Origin of the sequence: Streptomyces sp. NPDC005820 (assembly GCF_040630255.1) — a bacterium.
Taxonomy (GTDB): Bacteria; Actinomycetota; Actinomycetes; order Streptomycetales; family Streptomycetaceae; genus Streptomyces.
Window position 1 is genome coordinate 79,302 of the sequence record NZ_JBEXXE010000013.1, and the last position, 14,545, is coordinate 93,846.

The 14,545-nt window shown below is 69.8% G+C and carries 12 protein-coding genes; 8 read left to right on the forward strand and 4 right to left on the reverse strand.

The annotated features are described in order from the left end of the window. The first annotated feature begins 164 nt into the window (after positions 1-164). Together nrdR and ABZ464_RS17865 are read left to right on the forward strand one after the other, a co-directional pair. Positions 165-734 carry a transcriptional regulator NrdR gene (nrdR, locus tag ABZ464_RS17860; RefSeq protein ID WP_359277598.1) on the forward strand — a complete coding sequence of 190 codons (570 nt, stop codon included), beginning with the start codon at positions 165-167 and terminating at the stop codon, positions 732-734. Between the two features lie 164 nt (positions 735-898). Beyond that, entirely contained in the window at positions 899-3,802 is a 2,904-nt protein-coding gene (locus tag ABZ464_RS17865) for a vitamin B12-dependent ribonucleotide reductase (RefSeq protein ID WP_359277601.1), read from the forward strand. A gap of 109 nt (positions 3,803-3,911) precedes the next feature. On the opposite strand, the gene ABZ464_RS17870 is transcribed toward ABZ464_RS17865, so the two are convergent. Beyond that, the gene (locus ABZ464_RS17870; RefSeq protein ID WP_359277604.1) at positions 3,912-4,442 is read right to left on the reverse strand and encodes a TerD family protein; all 531 of its coding nucleotides are present in this window, start codon (positions 4,440-4,442) and stop codon (positions 3,912-3,914) included. A gap of 153 nt (positions 4,443-4,595) precedes the next feature. Between ABZ464_RS17870 and ABZ464_RS17875 the strand changes: the two genes are divergently transcribed. From ABZ464_RS17875 to ABZ464_RS17885, 3 genes are all read left to right on the forward strand, one after another. Beyond that, positions 4,596-5,201: a YdbC family protein gene (locus ABZ464_RS17875; protein WP_359277607.1), complete on the forward strand. Its 606-nt coding sequence runs from the start codon at positions 4,596-4,598 to the stop codon at positions 5,199-5,201. Between the two features lie 130 nt (positions 5,202-5,331). Then, a complete protein-coding gene (locus tag ABZ464_RS17880) occupies positions 5,332-5,991 on the forward strand; it encodes a histidine phosphatase family protein (RefSeq protein ID WP_359277611.1) in 660 nt (219 codons plus the stop codon). Positions 5,992-6,003: 12 nt separating this feature from the next. Next, entirely contained in the window at positions 6,004-6,909 is a 906-nt protein-coding gene (locus ABZ464_RS17885) for an ADP-ribosylglycohydrolase family protein (RefSeq protein ID WP_359277614.1), read from the forward strand. A 273-nt stretch (positions 6,910-7,182) separates the two neighbouring features. On the opposite strand, the gene ABZ464_RS17890 is transcribed toward ABZ464_RS17885, so the two are convergent. Continuing rightward, positions 7,183-8,730, reverse strand: coding sequence for an MFS transporter (locus ABZ464_RS17890; RefSeq protein ID WP_359277617.1), 1,548 nt, complete (start codon positions 8,728-8,730; stop codon positions 7,183-7,185). Positions 8,731-8,918: 188 nt separating this feature from the next. Here ABZ464_RS17890 and ABZ464_RS17895 point away from each other — a divergent pair, with 188 nt between their 5' ends. The 3 genes from ABZ464_RS17895 (at position 8,919) to ABZ464_RS17905 (ending at position 11,032) form a co-directional block, all read left to right on the forward strand. Beyond that, the gene (locus ABZ464_RS17895) at positions 8,919-9,542 is read left to right on the forward strand and encodes a TetR/AcrR family transcriptional regulator (RefSeq protein WP_359277620.1); all 624 of its coding nucleotides are present in this window, start codon (positions 8,919-8,921) and stop codon (positions 9,540-9,542) included. A gap of 93 nt (positions 9,543-9,635) precedes the next feature. After that, positions 9,636-10,337, forward strand: a complete 702-nt coding sequence (locus ABZ464_RS17900) for a ribonuclease HII (protein ID WP_359277623.1) — start codon at positions 9,636-9,638, stop codon at positions 10,335-10,337. Between the two features lie 68 nt (positions 10,338-10,405). Then, complete coding sequence (locus ABZ464_RS17905; RefSeq protein ID WP_359277625.1) at positions 10,406-11,032, forward strand: hypothetical protein; 627 nt, start codon at positions 10,406-10,408, stop codon at positions 11,030-11,032. Positions 11,033-11,402: 370 nt separating this feature from the next. On the opposite strand, the gene ABZ464_RS17910 is transcribed toward ABZ464_RS17905, so the two are convergent. Then, positions 11,403-12,023, reverse strand: a complete 621-nt coding sequence (locus ABZ464_RS17910; protein WP_359277627.1) for a hypothetical protein — start codon at positions 12,021-12,023, stop codon at positions 11,403-11,405. A gap of 257 nt (positions 12,024-12,280) precedes the next feature. Further along, positions 12,281-14,446, reverse strand: a complete 2,166-nt coding sequence (locus ABZ464_RS17915) for a RecQ family ATP-dependent DNA helicase (RefSeq protein WP_359277630.1) — start codon at positions 14,444-14,446, stop codon at positions 12,281-12,283. Positions 14,447-14,545 lie beyond the last annotated feature (99 nt).

The window sequence follows — 14,545 nt, forward strand, 5'->3', positions numbered from 1 at the left end:
TGGGCCAAGCCCCATATCTAGTGCTTGGATGTCATCAGCGGCCCACAAGTTGTGGTGCCCCTGGTCTTCGCATCCACTTGGATCGCCTATGCTTGGGGCTGCTTCGAGGGGCCCATGAGGCCCGGCGAGGCCATTGAGTCTGCTGTGAGGAGGGTTGGGACTTCATGCACTGCCCCTTCTGCAGGCACCCCGACAGCCGTGTCGTCGACAGCCGTACGACGGACGACGGCACGTCCATCCGCAGGCGCCGCCAGTGCCCTGACTGCTCCCGTCGTTTCACGACCGTGGAGACGTGCTCGCTCATGGTGGTCAAGCGGTCCGGGGTCACCGAGCCGTTCAGCCGCACCAAGGTCATCAACGGCGTGCGCAAGGCATGTCAGGGACGGCCCGTCACCGAGGACGCGCTCGCTCAGCTCGGCCAGCGGGTCGAGGAGGCGGTGCGGGCCACCGGAAGCGCCGAGCTGACCACCCACGACGTGGGACTGGCCATACTCGGCCCGTTGCAGGAACTCGACCTCGTCGCCTACCTGCGGTTCGCCTCCGTCTACCGGGCCTTCGACTCGCTCGAGGACTTCGAGGCCGCGATCGCGGAACTCAGGGACCAGACGGGACGCACCGCCGCGGACGACGACGACCGCGAAGGCGACCCGGACGCTGTCATGGGGGGCCGGGAGGACGACGGCGGCCGCGGAGGGACCACGAGGGTCCCCGAGCCCGCCCACGCCGCCGACTGACCCGGCGGACCGGAACCGGGCGGAGACCCCGGATCCGGTCGGGCGGCGGCGGACCAAGACTTGCTGCGGACCAGGCGCATCGACGTCCGCGGCACCAGACACCACACCGTGCCACGGGAACATCGTGGCATTTCAGGGCGTTTTTGCCTGTACAGGGAGGCGGCATGACAGAGACGGCGAGCGGTCCGGCACGAGGGTCCCGCGCGAAGGGCGCGAAGACCACCAAGGGCCTGCGTATCGAGCGCATCCACACCACCCCCGGCGTGCACCCGTACGACGAGGTGGTCTGGGAGCGTCGTGACGTCGTCATGACCAACTGGCGCGACGGCTCGGTCAACTTCGAGCAGCGTGGCGTCGAGTTCCCCGACTTCTGGTCGGTGAACGCGGTCAACATCGTCACCAGCAAGTACTTCCGCGGTGCCGTCGGCACCCCCCAGCGCGAGGTCGGGCTCAAGCAGCTGATCGACCGCATCGTGAAGACGTACTCGAAGGCCGGCGAGGACCACAAGTACTTCGCGTCGGCCGCCGACGTCGAGATCTTCGAGCACGAGCTGGCCTACGCCCTGCTGCACCAGATCTTCAGCTTCAACAGCCCCGTCTGGTTCAACGTGGGCACCCCGCAGCCCCAGCAGGTCTCCGCCTGCTTCATCCTGGCCGTCGACGACTCCATGGAGTCGATCCTCGACTGGTACAAGGAAGAGGGCATGATCTTCAAGGGCGGCTCCGGCGCCGGCCTGAACCTCTCCCGCATCCGCTCCTCCAAGGAGCTGCTGTCCTCCGGCGGCAACGCCTCCGGCCCGGTCTCCTTCATGCGCGGCGCCGACGCCTCCGCCGGCACCATCAAGTCCGGTGGCGCCACCCGCCGCGCGGCCAAGATGGTCGTCCTCGACGTGGACCACCCGGACATCGAGGACTTCATCGCCACCAAGGTGAAGGAAGAGGAGAAGATCCGCGCCCTGCGCGACGCGGGCTTCGACATGGACCTGGGCGGCGACGACATCACGTCCGTCCAGTATCAGAACGCCAACAACAGCGTCCGCGTGAACGACGAGTTCATGACGGCCGTCGAGAACGGCGGCGAGTTCGGCCTCCGCGCCCGTATGACGGGCGAGATCATCGAGAAGGTCGACGCCAAGGCGCTCTTCCGCAAGCTCGCCGAGGCCGCCTGGGCCTGCGCCGACCCCGGCATCCAGTACGACGGCGTCATCAACAACTGGCACACCTGCCCCGAGTCCGGCCGGATCACCGCGTCGAACCCGTGCAGCGAGTACATGCACCTGGACAACACGTCCTGCAACCTCGCCTCGCTGAACCTGATGAAGTTCCTCAAGGACGACGGCCAGGGCACCCAGTCCTTCGAGGCCGAGCGCTTCCAGAAGGTCGTCGAGCTCGTCATCACCGCGATGGACATCTCCATCTGCTTCGCCGACTTCCCGACCCAGAAGATCGGTGAGAACACGCGCGCGTTCCGCCAGCTGGGCATCGGCTACGCCAACCTCGGCGCCCTGCTGATGGCCACCGGCCACGCCTACGACTCCGACGGCGGCCGCGCCCTCGCCGGGGCCATCACCTCCCTGATGACCGGCACGGCCTACCGCCGCTCCGCCGAACTGGCCTCGGTCGTCGGCCCGTACGACGGTTACGCCCGCAATGCCGACGCGCACAACCGCGTCATGAAGCAGCACGCCGACGCCAACGGCACGGCCGTCCGCATGGACGACCTCGACACCCCGGTCTGGGCCGCCGCCACGGAGGCCTGGCAGGACGTGCTGCGTCTCGGTGAGAAGAACGGTTTCCGTAACTCCCAGGCGTCCGTGCTCGCCCCGACCGGCACCATCGGCCTTGCGATGTCCTGCGACACCACCGGTGTCGAGCCCGACCTCGCCCTGGTCAAGTTCAAGAAGCTGGTCGGCGGCGGCTCTATGCAGATCGTCAACGGCACCGTCCCGCAGGCCCTGCGCCGCCTGGGCTACCAGGAGGAGCAGATCGAGGCGATCGTCGCCCACATCGCCGAGAACGGCAACGTGATCGACGCCCCCGGTCTCAAGCAGGAGCACTACGAGGTGTTCGACTGCGCCATGGGCGAGCGCGCCATCTCCCCGATGGGCCACGTCCGCATGATGGCGGCGATCCAGCCCTGGATCTCCGGCGCCATCTCCAAGACGGTCAACATGCCGGAGACGGCGACCGTCGAGGAGGTCGAGGAGATCTACTTCGAGGCCTGGAAGCTCGGCGTCAAGGCGCTCGCGATCTACCGCGACAACTGCAAGGTCGGCCAGCCCCTCTCCGCGAAGACGAAGGACACCAAGGAGCAGGAGAAGGCCGAGATCACCGAGAAGGCCGAGGACACGATCCGTACCGCGGTCGAGAAGGTCGTCGAGTACCGGCCGGTCCGCAAGCGCCTGCCCAAGGGCCGTCCCGGCATCACGACCTCCTTCACGGTCGGTGGCGCCGAGGGCTACATGACGGCCAACTCCTACCCGGACGACGGCCTTGGTGAGGTCTTCCTGAAGATGTCCAAGCAGGGCTCGACCCTCGCCGGCATGATGGACGCCTTCTCCATCGCCGTCTCCGTGGGCCTGCAGTACGGCGTGCCGCTCGAGACGTACGTCTCGAAGTTCACCAACATGCGCTTCGAGCCGGCCGGTATGACGGACGACCCGGATGTGCGGATGGCGCAGTCGATCGTCGACTACATCTTCCGCCGCCTGGCGCTCGACTTCCTGCCCTTCGAGACCCGCTCCGCGCTCGGCATCCACTCCGCCGAGGAGCGTCAGCGCCACCTGGAGACCGGTTCCTACGAGCCGGCCGAGGAGGACGTCGACGTCGAGGGTCTGGCCCAGTCGGCCCCGCGTCAGACGGACCTGAAGGCCGTCGCCACCCCGAAGGCCGACGTCGAGGTGGCCAAGCCCGCCCCGAAGCAGGCCCACACCAGCGCCGAACTGGTGGAGATGCAGCTGGGCATCCAGGCCGACGCCCCGCTCTGCTTCTCCTGCGGTACGAAGATGCAGCGGGCCGGTTCCTGCTACATCTGCGAGGGCTGCGGCTCGACCAGCGGTTGCAGCTGATCCCAGCAGCGCCGGCCGGATCCCCGTGATCCGGCAAGGGCGGTGGAGCCGGTCCTCGGCTCCACCGCCCTCGGTGTTCCTTCCCTAAGGAGGTCGGGACCGGCAGAGGTCAGGACTGGCGCACCTGGCCCATGACCCTGGTGAACGCCACCGGGTCGTCCTCGAACCCCTGGACCCCCGGGTGGAACGTCCAGCCGTCGGACTCACGGACGAACTCCCCGACCGTCGCCGCGGTCGCCCCGAGCACAGCACCGAATTCGTCCTCGTCCAGAACCGTGTAGCCCTCCCGTATCCGGAAGGCGGGGTTGAGGACGCTGACGAACGTGCGGTGCGCCGGATGCTGCTGGATGACGACACCGACCACCACGCGCGCGTACCGCGCGTCCAGCCGCTCGAGCTCCAGCGTCATGACCTCGTCCCAGCCGAACCCCTTGCCGTCCTTGCTGTCCCGGTTGAGATAGATGGTGCCGTCGGGCGAGCGGCTGTCGAAGTGCACCACATAGGCGGGCGCCCCGGACGGATCGCTCGCGAGGTACGTCGCGGCGACGATGTCCAGATCGGTGGCGGGTTGCCCCGCCGGACTCGGGTCCCACTTCAGCGCCATCTCGATCTTGCGGATCCCCTTGTTGATGCCGCTCACGGACTTCCCTCCCCGTTCACCGTCTGACCTCGCCCCGAACTGCCCGATCATCAGGGCCGGTTGTCCATCCTGCCACGCGCGCGTGGCCCACGGCATGGCTGCTCTGCGCCAGAGAGTGACCGACGCCACGCCCTGTGGCCTTACCATGGCGCGGTGCTGGTCAAGTGGATTCGCTGCACCGTGGTGGACCGCCGCGGTTTCGAACGGGGGCAGCGAAAGTGGGCGGGGCTTCTGGGGGAGCCGGGATTTCGGGGACAAGGCGGGGGCTGGAGCAGGAGTCGGCCCTCCGTCGCGCATGTCTTCGCCTTCTGGGAGAGCCGTGCCTTCTACGACTCTTTCATGGCGCGTTCCCATGACCGGCTGGCCGCGGCCCAGGCGGGCACGTTCAAGGACGCCCAGGTACGGCTGTTCGACTACCGCTTCGACGTGAAGACCGGCTTTGAGCCCCGCTTCACCGACTCCGACCTGCTGCGCGTGGCCCTGTGCCGGGTGCACGAGGAGCGCGCCGAACACTTCACCCTCATGCAGGAGAAGGTGTGGAACCCGGCCATGGCCGGCTCGCCCGGCATGATCCGCGGACTGTTCGCCGAGGCGCCCGGCCACGAGTTCATGGTCCTGTCGATGTGGCGTTCCGAGGCCGAGCACGGAAAGTACCGCACCGAACGCGTGGAGCGGCTCGCCCTGCGCGCCCAGACGGAGGCGGACATCGCCGCCCTCACCGGGGACATCGTCGAACTGGAGACGACCTGGACCGTATGAGCACGGGCCCTGACCGCTTGCGGTGGAAGGTGTGCCCTCTTGTGACGTGTGGTGCTCGATCCGTGTGACCTACGCTGTATGGGCGCCGTACGAGTATTCGATCGGCCGCATCCCGATCTAGGGTTTTGGCATGGCACGACCACGGCGCATCGTCCTTGTCCGGCACGGGGAATCAACGGGCAATGTTGATGACACCGTCTACGAGCGTGAACCCGACCACGCGCTGGCCCTCACCGACCGGGGCCGGCGGCAGGCCGAGGAGACCGGCAAAAGGCTCCGGGAGGTGCTCGGCGACGAGCGGGTCAGCGTGTACGTCTCCCCCTACCGCCGCACCCACGAGACCCTCCGGGCCTTCCATCTCGATCCCGACCGCATCAGGGTGCGCGAGGAGCCCCGGCTGCGCGAGCAGGACTGGGGAAACTGGCAGGACCGTGACGACGTACGGCTGCAGAAGGCCTACCGGGACGCCTACGGGCACTTCTTCTACCGTTTCGCACAGGGCGAGAGCGGAGCCGACGTGTACGACCGGGTCGGCGGCTTCCTGGAGAGCCTGTTCCGCAGCTTCGAGGCGCCCGACCATCCGCCGAACGTGCTCATCGTGACCCACGGCCTCGCCATGCGGCTGTTCTGCATGCGCTGGTTCCACTGGACGGTCGCCGAATTCGAGTCGCTGTCGAATCCGGGGAACGCCGAGATGCGCATGCTCGTTCTCGGGGACGACGGCAAGTACACCCTTGACCGGCCCTTCGGCCGCTGGCGAGATCCGGAGCCCTACGGGATCACCGGCTAGAGTGGCAGAGCGATGACCGCTGACTCCTCTCCCGACGGGCGCCTGGAGCGCGCCCTCGCCAGCCTGCGTGGCCTCGCGGTGGGCGACGCCCTCGGGTCACAGTTCTTCGTGCCCGCGAACTACCCGCTGCTGAAGGACCGCGCACTCCCGCCCGGCCCCTGGCAATGGACCGACGACACCGAGATGGCCTGCTCGGTGGTGGCCGTCCTGGCCTCCCATCACCGCATCGACCAGGACGCCCTGGCCCACTCCTTCGCGGAGCACCACGACTTCGACCGCGGCTACGGCCCCGCGGTCAACCGCCTGCTGCGGCTGGTCCGGGAGGGCGCCGACTGGCGCGAACTGTCGGCAGCCCTGTTCAAGGGACAGGGCTCCTGGGGCAACGGCGCCGCGATGCGGATCGCCCCGCTGGGCGCCTGGTACGCGGACGACCCCGAGCAGGCCACCCACCAGGCGGAGATCTCCTCCTATCCCACGCATCAGCACCGGGAGGCCGTGGTCGGTGCCATGGCCGTCGCCGCGGCTGCCGCGCTGGTTGGCGCGCCCGGCGGCCCGCCCCGCCCCGAGGCGCTGCTGGACGGTGTCATCGCCCTCGTGCCCAAGAGCGCCGTCGGCGCCGGCCTGCGGCGCGCCAGGGACATGCTCGACTACGGCGACGCGGGCACGGTCGCGGCCGTGCTGGGCTGCGGACGCCGTACGTCCGCCCATGACACCGTTCCCTTCGCGCTCTGGTCGGCTGCGCGCGCCCTCGGCGACTACGAGACGGCGTTCTGGACGACCGCGCAGGTCGGCGGGGACGTCGACACCACCTGCGCCATCGTGGGCGGCGTGCTGGCCGCCGGGAAGACCGGCCCGCCTCCGGCCGCGTGGGCGGAGCAGGTGGAGGCGCTGCCGGGGTGGGTCGTCGCGCCCGCCTGACCGGATTCCCACCCCCCGTCCCCTCCGGTGAAACTCTCCGTGTTCATCGGGAACTCTGCGTGACCGATCGGGCGTTGTCCGGTCATCCGCCGTGCGGCGTGTGAAGGCACGGGCGGGTGACGGGGAGCGGCTGTGCAGGGGGTGGTGGTCATGTGGTTCGTCTTGTTCGCGCTGACGGCCGGGTCGGCATGGTGGGCCGTCGGTGCACTGCGGATGGCCGTGGAGCCGCCCCTGTGGGCTGCGCTCGCGGCGACTCCGGGCCATCCGCACGCCTCACCCCGCCATGGGCCCCGCCGCCCCGGACAGGGCGTCCAGATCGCTCTTGCGGACCCTGATCACGAACCAGGCCGTGATCAGGGCCAGGGAGGCTATCGCGGCGGCCGGGACGAAGGCCGTGGAGATGCCGTGGGCGAGAACCTCGTGTCCCCAGGGAGCGGGCAGCTGATGCGTCCTGGCGAACTCGGCCTTCTGCTCGGCCGTTCCGTCGGCGAGGAAGTGGGGCAGCTGCTTCTCCGCCTCGTCCTTGCTGGCCGAGCCGAAGACCGTGGTCAGGATGGACAGCCCCAGCGAACCTCCCACCTGCTGGGTGGCGTTGAGCAGCCCGGACGCGGCGCCGGCTTCGTGCGGGGCGACACCGGAGACGGCGGTGACGGTCGCCGTCACGAAGTTCAGGCCCATGCCGAAGCCGAACACCAGCATGGGGCCCAGCACTCCACCCAGATAGGAGCTGTCGGGGCTGATGAACGTCTGCCAGGACAGGCCGGTCACGACCAGCGTGGCCCCGGCGAGCATGAACGGCTTGGGGCCCAGAGCGGGCAGGAAGCGCTGGGACAGGCCCGCGCCGACCGCGATCGCGACCGTGACGGGCAGGAAGGCGAGCCCTGCCTTGATCGGGCTGTAGCCGAGCACGTTCTGCACGAAGAGGACGATGTAGAAGAACATGCCGAACATCGCCGCGGCCAGGCTCAGCATGATCATGTACGTGCCGGAGCGGTTGCGGTCGGTGAACATCTTCAGCGGAGTGATCGGCTCCTTGGCCCGCATCTCGGTGAACACGAAGGCCAGCAGCAGGACCAGGGCGGTCGCGAAGGCTGCGAGGGTCAGACCATCCCGCCAGCCTTCCCCGGCGGCCCGGATGAACGCGTAGACCAGCGAGGCCATACCGGCCGTCGAGGTGACCGCGCCCGCGATGTCGAAGCGCCCGGGGTGCCGTTCCGACTCGGCGATGTAGAGCGGCGCCAGGGCGGCGATCAGCACACCGATGGGCACGTTGACGAACAGCACCCAACGCCAGTCGAGCCATTCGGTGAGCATGCCGCCCGCGAGCAGGCCTATCGCGCCGCCGCCCGCGGAGACGGCGGCGAAGACACCGAAGGCCCGGTTGCGTTCCGGGCCTTCGGGAAACGTCGTGGTGATGAGCGCCAGCGCGGTGGGCGAGGCTATGGCGCCTCCCATGCCCTGCAGGACCCGCGCCGCCAGCAACTGCCAGGGCTCCTGGGCCAGTCCGCCGAGCAGCGAGGCGAAGGTGAAGAGCAGGATTCCGGTGATGAACACCCGGCGCCGGCCGAGGATGTCTCCTGCTCGGGCGCCGAGCAGGAGCAGACCGCCGAAGGTGAGTGTGTAGGCGCTGACGACCCAGGTGAGGTCGGTGGTGCTGAACTTCAGCGCGTCTTGAATGTGCGGGAGTGCGATGTTCACAATCGTCGCGTCGAGTACCACCATGAGTTGGCAGGCCGCGATGACGGTGAGCGCGATGCCGGGATGCCCCTCCCGGCGGGCCGCACCTGGTTTCTGGTTCTGAATCAACTGAGAGGTTGTCACTATGGGTCCCCCACAACTGCGTTAGTGAACGCTCGCGTTCACTCTCGCGTCCACGGTAGTGAGTCCCCAGTAGTGAACGCAAGCGTTCACTTTCCGGGTGTCCGTCGGCACGTCCCCCGCTGTTGCCGCGACCGCACCCCGCACCGCTTCGCCCTCCCCGCCCCCTCTGCTCGCCTGGAGACACTCGGATGGTTACTTCGCGCTGGACGGCCGCACCGGCCCGCACGGCCTCCCCCCGTCGGCGCGGCGCCGTGCTCGAACGCGCGATCCTCGATGCCGCGCTGGAACAACTCGGCACCGTCGGCTGGAACGGCCTCACGATGGAGGGAGTCGCCGCCGGGGCCCAGACCGGAAAGGCTGCCCTCTACCGTCGCTGGCCTTCCAAGGAGGATCTCGTCGCCGACGCACTGAGCGCCGAGCTGCCCCGGCTGGACGCGGCGCCCGATCTCGGGAATGTGCGTGAGGACCTGGTGGCGCTGTGCCGGACGGCGCGGGACGCGATGTTCTCGCGCCCCGGCTTCGCACTGCGTGCGATCATTCACGAATGCGATCCATCGCAGTCGGAGCGCTTCCGGGCGCTGATCGTGCAGGGTGTCGTGGTGCCGGCCGTCCGCATACTGCATGAGGTCATCAGCCGGGGAATCGAGAGGGGAGAGGTGCGGCCCGGAGCTGCGAACGGCTATGTCTTCGACGCCATTCCGGCCATGATGATGTACCGATCCAAGATGTGCGGAAGTGAATGGAGCGATCAGGATCTTGAAGAGATGATCGACCAGCTCATGCTTCCGCTGCTGCGTCCGGACGCCTCCTGACCGCGGCGCGGACAGGGCTGCCGGCGGCGGACGGGCGGTCAGGGCGAACGGGGGTGTCGCGAGGGGATCTCGGCGGCGTACCCTAAGGGCGCCATGCCGTACGAACCACCCACCCACACCGTCGAGCGCTCCCTCCGCGCAACGACCGGAGCGAAGGTCATTGCCGGTGTCGACGAGGTGGGCCGTGGCGCGTGGGCCGGTCCCGTCACCGTCTGCGCGGCGGTCACCGGACTGCGTCGCCCGCCCGCCGGTCTCACCGACTCCAAGCTCCTCACGCTCAAACGGCGCACCGAGCTGGCCGAGGTGCTGCGGACGTGGGTGACGGCCTACGCCCTGGGGCACGCCTCCCCTGAGGAGATCGACGACCTGGGGATGACGGCCGCGCTGCGGCTCGCGGCCGGGCGGGCGCTGGAGGCGCTGCCGGTGCGGCCCGACGCGGTGATCCTCGACGGGAAGCACGACTACCTCGGTTCCCCGTGGCAGGTCCGTACGGTCATCAAGGGCGACCGTTCGTGTGTGGCGGTCGCGGCGGCCTCGGTGATCGCCAAGGTTCAGCGCGACAAAATGATGGCCGAACTGGGTGTCGACCATGCACACTTCGGTTTTGCGGACAATGCCGGGTATCCGTCGCCCGTGCACAAGGCCGCACTGGAGGAGCGGGGCCCCACCCCGTACCACCGGTTGTCGTGGGCGTATCTTGATGCGCTGCCCCAGTGGCGGCACCTCAAGAAGGCCCGCAGCTGGGCGGACGGAAGCGTTCCGGAGATCGAGGGTCAGCTCGGCTTCGACTTCTGACGATTCCGCTCGCACTGATGTGCCACCCGCTGGCGCGAGCCGTACCAACGTTTGATAAATATCAGCCCATGCCTCTCATTCCCGAGGAGCCTCAGATTCACGAGAGTGCCCAGGGTCCCCGCGCCACTCCGGCCAGCGGCCGTACAGCGCCGACCCCTCGACCCGTACCCGGCCCCCGTCCCGCGGCTCCGTCGCGTCCCGGTCGTCCCGGCCCCCTCCGGCCCGCGCCGCCGGTGCAGCGCACCCCGCGTGACGCCGCCCCCAAGCCCGGGCCCTCGGCCCCGGCCACTCCCGCGCCCGCTTCGGCGACTCCCCAGATCCAGCTGATCCCGGCCTCGGCCCAGGGTGCGCTGGACGCAGCCGAGGAGGCCGTGGACCTGCTCCTGGACTCGGGGCGCACCCCAGGTGACGTACTGGTGATCACCACCGGTGACCAGCACCCCTGGGCCGTCCATGAACTGTCCTTCGGCGAGGCGTCCTACTGGGCGCAGCACGACGCCGGAGACGACGTCTTCTACGCCGATGGCGCTGCTGCGGGCCGTGCAGCCGTGCGGCCCGTCGTCGTGGTCGCCGTCAACGGTGGTCCGGAGACCGCCGCCGCGGCTCTGCCGCTGGCTCGTTCCCGAGCCGGCTCGCTGCTGATCGTCTGCGGAGACCCGCAGCAGATCAACGCGGTGCTCGGCGCGGGAGTCTGAGCCGAACCCGGTAGACCAGGAGGCGCCGGGGCCGGGCAGGCCTCGTTGCCGCGGCACCTCCACGGTGTGCTTCCGCGTGCGCGGACGACGTGAGTCTCGGCGCGCGCGCCTCGGCATGCCCGGGGGTCCGGACGCCCGCCGCCCTGACGGGCCCCTCGGCCACGGACGCCTCGCCCTGCGGGGTCTGGGGTCCGCCGAGGGCCCGCAGGTCACCTCACGGCATGGGGTGTGGCGGCGGGCGCGGACTGCCCCAACGGCCGGTTGCCGTTCAGGCCTGGGGTGAGCAGGACCGGTGCTGAGCAGCGCTGTGCAGGAGGCCCGCCGCCAGCGAATCCGGGGGCCGTCGGGGCGGCCGTACCCGCTGATGCGTTCAGCGGGCGGCCGCGCGGCGCAGGACCTCCGAGACGGCCCCGCCGGTACGCGGCAGCGGAGGCGGCGCCTCGGACAGGCCGAAGGGTTCCGGGGCGGAATCCGTGTTCGGGCGACGGCCTCCACGGCCCTCCCCGAGCACCTGCCAGCCGTCCCGGGTCAGCGTGATGTACGCCCCGCAGCGCAGCCCGTGCAGTGTGCATGCGTCACGCAGGCCCCACATCCACGCACCGTCCTCCTCCGTCCAGCGCGCGTCGCCCTCACGGCAGTAGAGCAGCACCGCGGTCCGCACCGGCGTGCGCCGCCGCAGGTCGTGCGGGATGACGCGGCGCAGCTGGGCCAGCAGCGCGTTACGGAACATCCAGCCGTCGGCAGGTGCCTGACGTCGGGTGAAAGACGCACTGGCCCGCACCCGTTCGTCGGGATCGAGCACGGCCACGATCGCGGTGGCCGGCCCGGGCCGGTGCCGCGAGTGCAGCCCGCTGACCACTTCGCGCGGGTTGCGCAGCAAAGGGATGCCGGCCGCGGACCACTCCGCGGGTTCGAGCAGACGATTGGCGGAAGCGGCGGACGTGGACGAGGACAACGATGCTGCCGAAGACGGAGCGAATCCGAGGGTCACGATCCTCCCTTCGGCTACGGCCCACACTGCGGGCGGGTCGGATTGGGGGGAGCGCACGCCGCAGCAGAGCCCTACCGGACTACGGGCGAGCCGTGCGGGGAGCGGACCTCAATTCTTCCTGTCGAACTTGGATGCGGCAACGAGCAATTGGGGCCACAGACCGTTATAGGGCAGTGTGTGTCTTATATCCCTACCCAGTGATTCATGGGCGAACGCGTGAGACGGCCGCACACATCCATGCCGCACCCGCTGCGTGATCAACCTTGTACAGCCAGCACCAGGGGCAACACCCCTCGCGCACCCGAGCGCCGCAGCATGCGCGCCGCGACCGCCAGGGTCCAGCCGGTCTCGGTGTAGTCGTCCACAAGCAGGACCGGCCCCCGGGCCTCGGCCAGCGCCGAAGCGAGCGCGGGCGGCACCTCCAGCAGACCGTGGAGGGCCTTCAGTCGTTGGGCGCTGTTGCTGCGTGAGACCGACGCCGCGTCGGCTGCGTACTCGACCGTTCCCAGCAGCGGCAGCCGCCCGACCTCGGCGATCCGCGCACCCAGCGACTCGATCAGCCGAGGCCGCGTACGGGAGGCGACGGTGACCACGCCGACCGGGCGAGGCACGGCGTCGGAGACTCCCGAAGCCCAACCGCCGGGCCCCTTTGCCCAGTCGGCCAGTACGCCCACCACTGCCTTCGCCACGTCGTCCGGTACCGGGCCGTCAGATGCCTGCGCGGCCAGCAGCGGACGAAGCCGATTGCCCCAGCCGATGTCCGAGAGACGCCCCAGAGCCCGCCCCGGCTGCGCCTGTTCCCCGGCCGGAATGCGCCCCTTGAGATTCATGCCGATCGAGGGGAGGCCGGTCGGCCACATCCGGCGCGGCTCCACCTCGACCCCGGCACGCCCCAGATCCACGCGCGCGGCGTCCAGTGCGGCCGAGGACGTCTCGGCGGCGTAGCGGGCCCCCGCGCAGTTGTCGCACCGTCCGCACGGCTTGGCGCCGTCGTCGTCGAGTTGACGCTGGAGGAACTCCATCCGGCAGTCGGTCGTCGACGCGTACCCGCGCATCGCCTCCTGCTCCGCCTTGCGCTGCCGCGCGACCCACTCGTACCGCTCGGTCTCGTACGTCCACGGCCGGCCGGTCGCGGTCCAGCCGCCCTTGACGCGCTGCACCGCGCCGTCCACGTCCAGCACTTTGAGCATGGTCTCCAGACGGGAGCGGCGCAGCTCGACCAGCGGCTCCAGCGCGGGCAGCGACAGGGGCCGCTCCGCGCGCGCGAGGACGTCCAGAGTGCGGCGCACCAGTTCCTCGGGCGGGAACGCCAGCGACGCGAAGTACTCCCAGATCGCCTCGTCCTCCCTCCCCGGCAGCAGGAGCACCTCGGCGTGCTCGACACCACGGCCGGCGCGGCCCACCTGCTGGTAGTAGGCGATGGGGGAGGAGGGCGAGCCGAGGTGCACGACGAAGCCCAGGTCGGGCTTGTCGAAACCCATCCCGAGCGCGGAGGTGGCCACCAGGGCCTTGACCTTGTTGGCCAGCAGGTCCTCCTCGGCCTGCTGCCGGTCGGCGTTCTCCGTCCGGCCCGTGTACGAGGCGACGATGTGCCCGCGCTGCCGCAGGAAGGCGGTGACCTCCTCGGCGGCGGCCACGGTGAGCGTGTAGATGATTCCCGAGCCCGGCAGGTCGTCCAGATGGTCGGCGAGCCAGGCCATCCGGTGCGCGGCGTCGGGGAGCCGCAGCACGCTCAGGCTGAGGCTCTCCCGGTCCAGCGGGCCGCGCAGCACCAAGGCGTCCGACGCGCCGCCCGTTCCCAGCTGTTCGGCTACGTCGGCGGTCACGCGCGCGTTGGCCGTCGCGGTCGTCGCGAGCACCGGCACCCCGGGCGGGAGATCGGTGAGCATCGTCCGCAGCCGACGGTAGTCCGGCCGGAAGTCGTGCCCCCAGTCGGAGATGCAGTGCGCCTCGTCCACCACGAGCAGTCCGGTCGCGGCGGCCAGTTCGGGCAGCACCTGGTCACGGAAGTCCGGGTTGTTGAGCCGCTCCGGACTGACCAGCAGGACATCGACCTCGCCCGAGGCGATCTCGGCCTGGACGGTCTCCCACTCCTCCGTGTTCGAGGAGTTGATGGTCCGTGCGTGAATGCCGGCCCTGGCAGCGGCCTCGACCTGGTTGCGCATCAGGGCGAGCAGCGGCGAGACGATCACGGTGGGGCCGGAGCCACGGGCGCGCAGCAGCGAGGTCGCCACGAAGTAGACCGCGGACTTGCCCCACCCCGTCCGCTGCACGACCAGGGCCCGCCGCCGGTCGGCGACCAGCGCCTCGATGGCCCGCCACTGGTCCTCGCGCAGTCTGGCCGCGCCCGTGGCGTCGCCGACGAGGCGGGCGAGAACGGTGTCGGCGTCCGCCCGGAGATCCGCGTTGCTCGTGTGCTCCATGACTCCCATACAACAGGACGGCTCTGACAGACCGGGTCCGAGCGGCTCCCGGAACCCACCGGAACGCCCGATTGACGTGTCCCTGGTCGGACTTATCCA

What these genes read in the sequence shown, in the direction of transcription:
- nrdR (WP_359277598.1), top strand. Translation starts at nt 165, where the DNA reads ATGCACTGCCCCTTCTGCAGGCACCCCGACAGCCGTGTCGTCGACAGC.
- ABZ464_RS17865 (WP_359277601.1), top strand. Translation starts at nt 899, where the DNA reads ATGACAGAGACGGCGAGCGGTCCGGCACGAGGGTCCCGCGCGAAGGGC.
- ABZ464_RS17880 (WP_359277611.1), top strand. Translation starts at nt 5,332, where the DNA reads ATGGCACGACCACGGCGCATCGTCCTTGTCCGGCACGGGGAATCAACG.
- ABZ464_RS17885 (WP_359277614.1), top strand. Translation starts at nt 6,004, where the DNA reads ATGACCGCTGACTCCTCTCCCGACGGGCGCCTGGAGCGCGCCCTCGCC.
- ABZ464_RS17895 (WP_359277620.1), top strand. Translation starts at nt 8,919, where the DNA reads ATGGTTACTTCGCGCTGGACGGCCGCACCGGCCCGCACGGCCTCCCCC.
- ABZ464_RS17900 (WP_359277623.1), top strand. Translation starts at nt 9,636, where the DNA reads ATGCCGTACGAACCACCCACCCACACCGTCGAGCGCTCCCTCCGCGCA.
- ABZ464_RS17905 (WP_359277625.1), top strand. Translation starts at nt 10,406, where the DNA reads ATGCCTCTCATTCCCGAGGAGCCTCAGATTCACGAGAGTGCCCAGGGT.
- ABZ464_RS17915 (WP_359277630.1), bottom strand. Translation starts at nt 14,446, where the DNA reads ATGGAGCACACGAGCAACGCGGATCTCCGGGCGGACGCCGACACCGTT.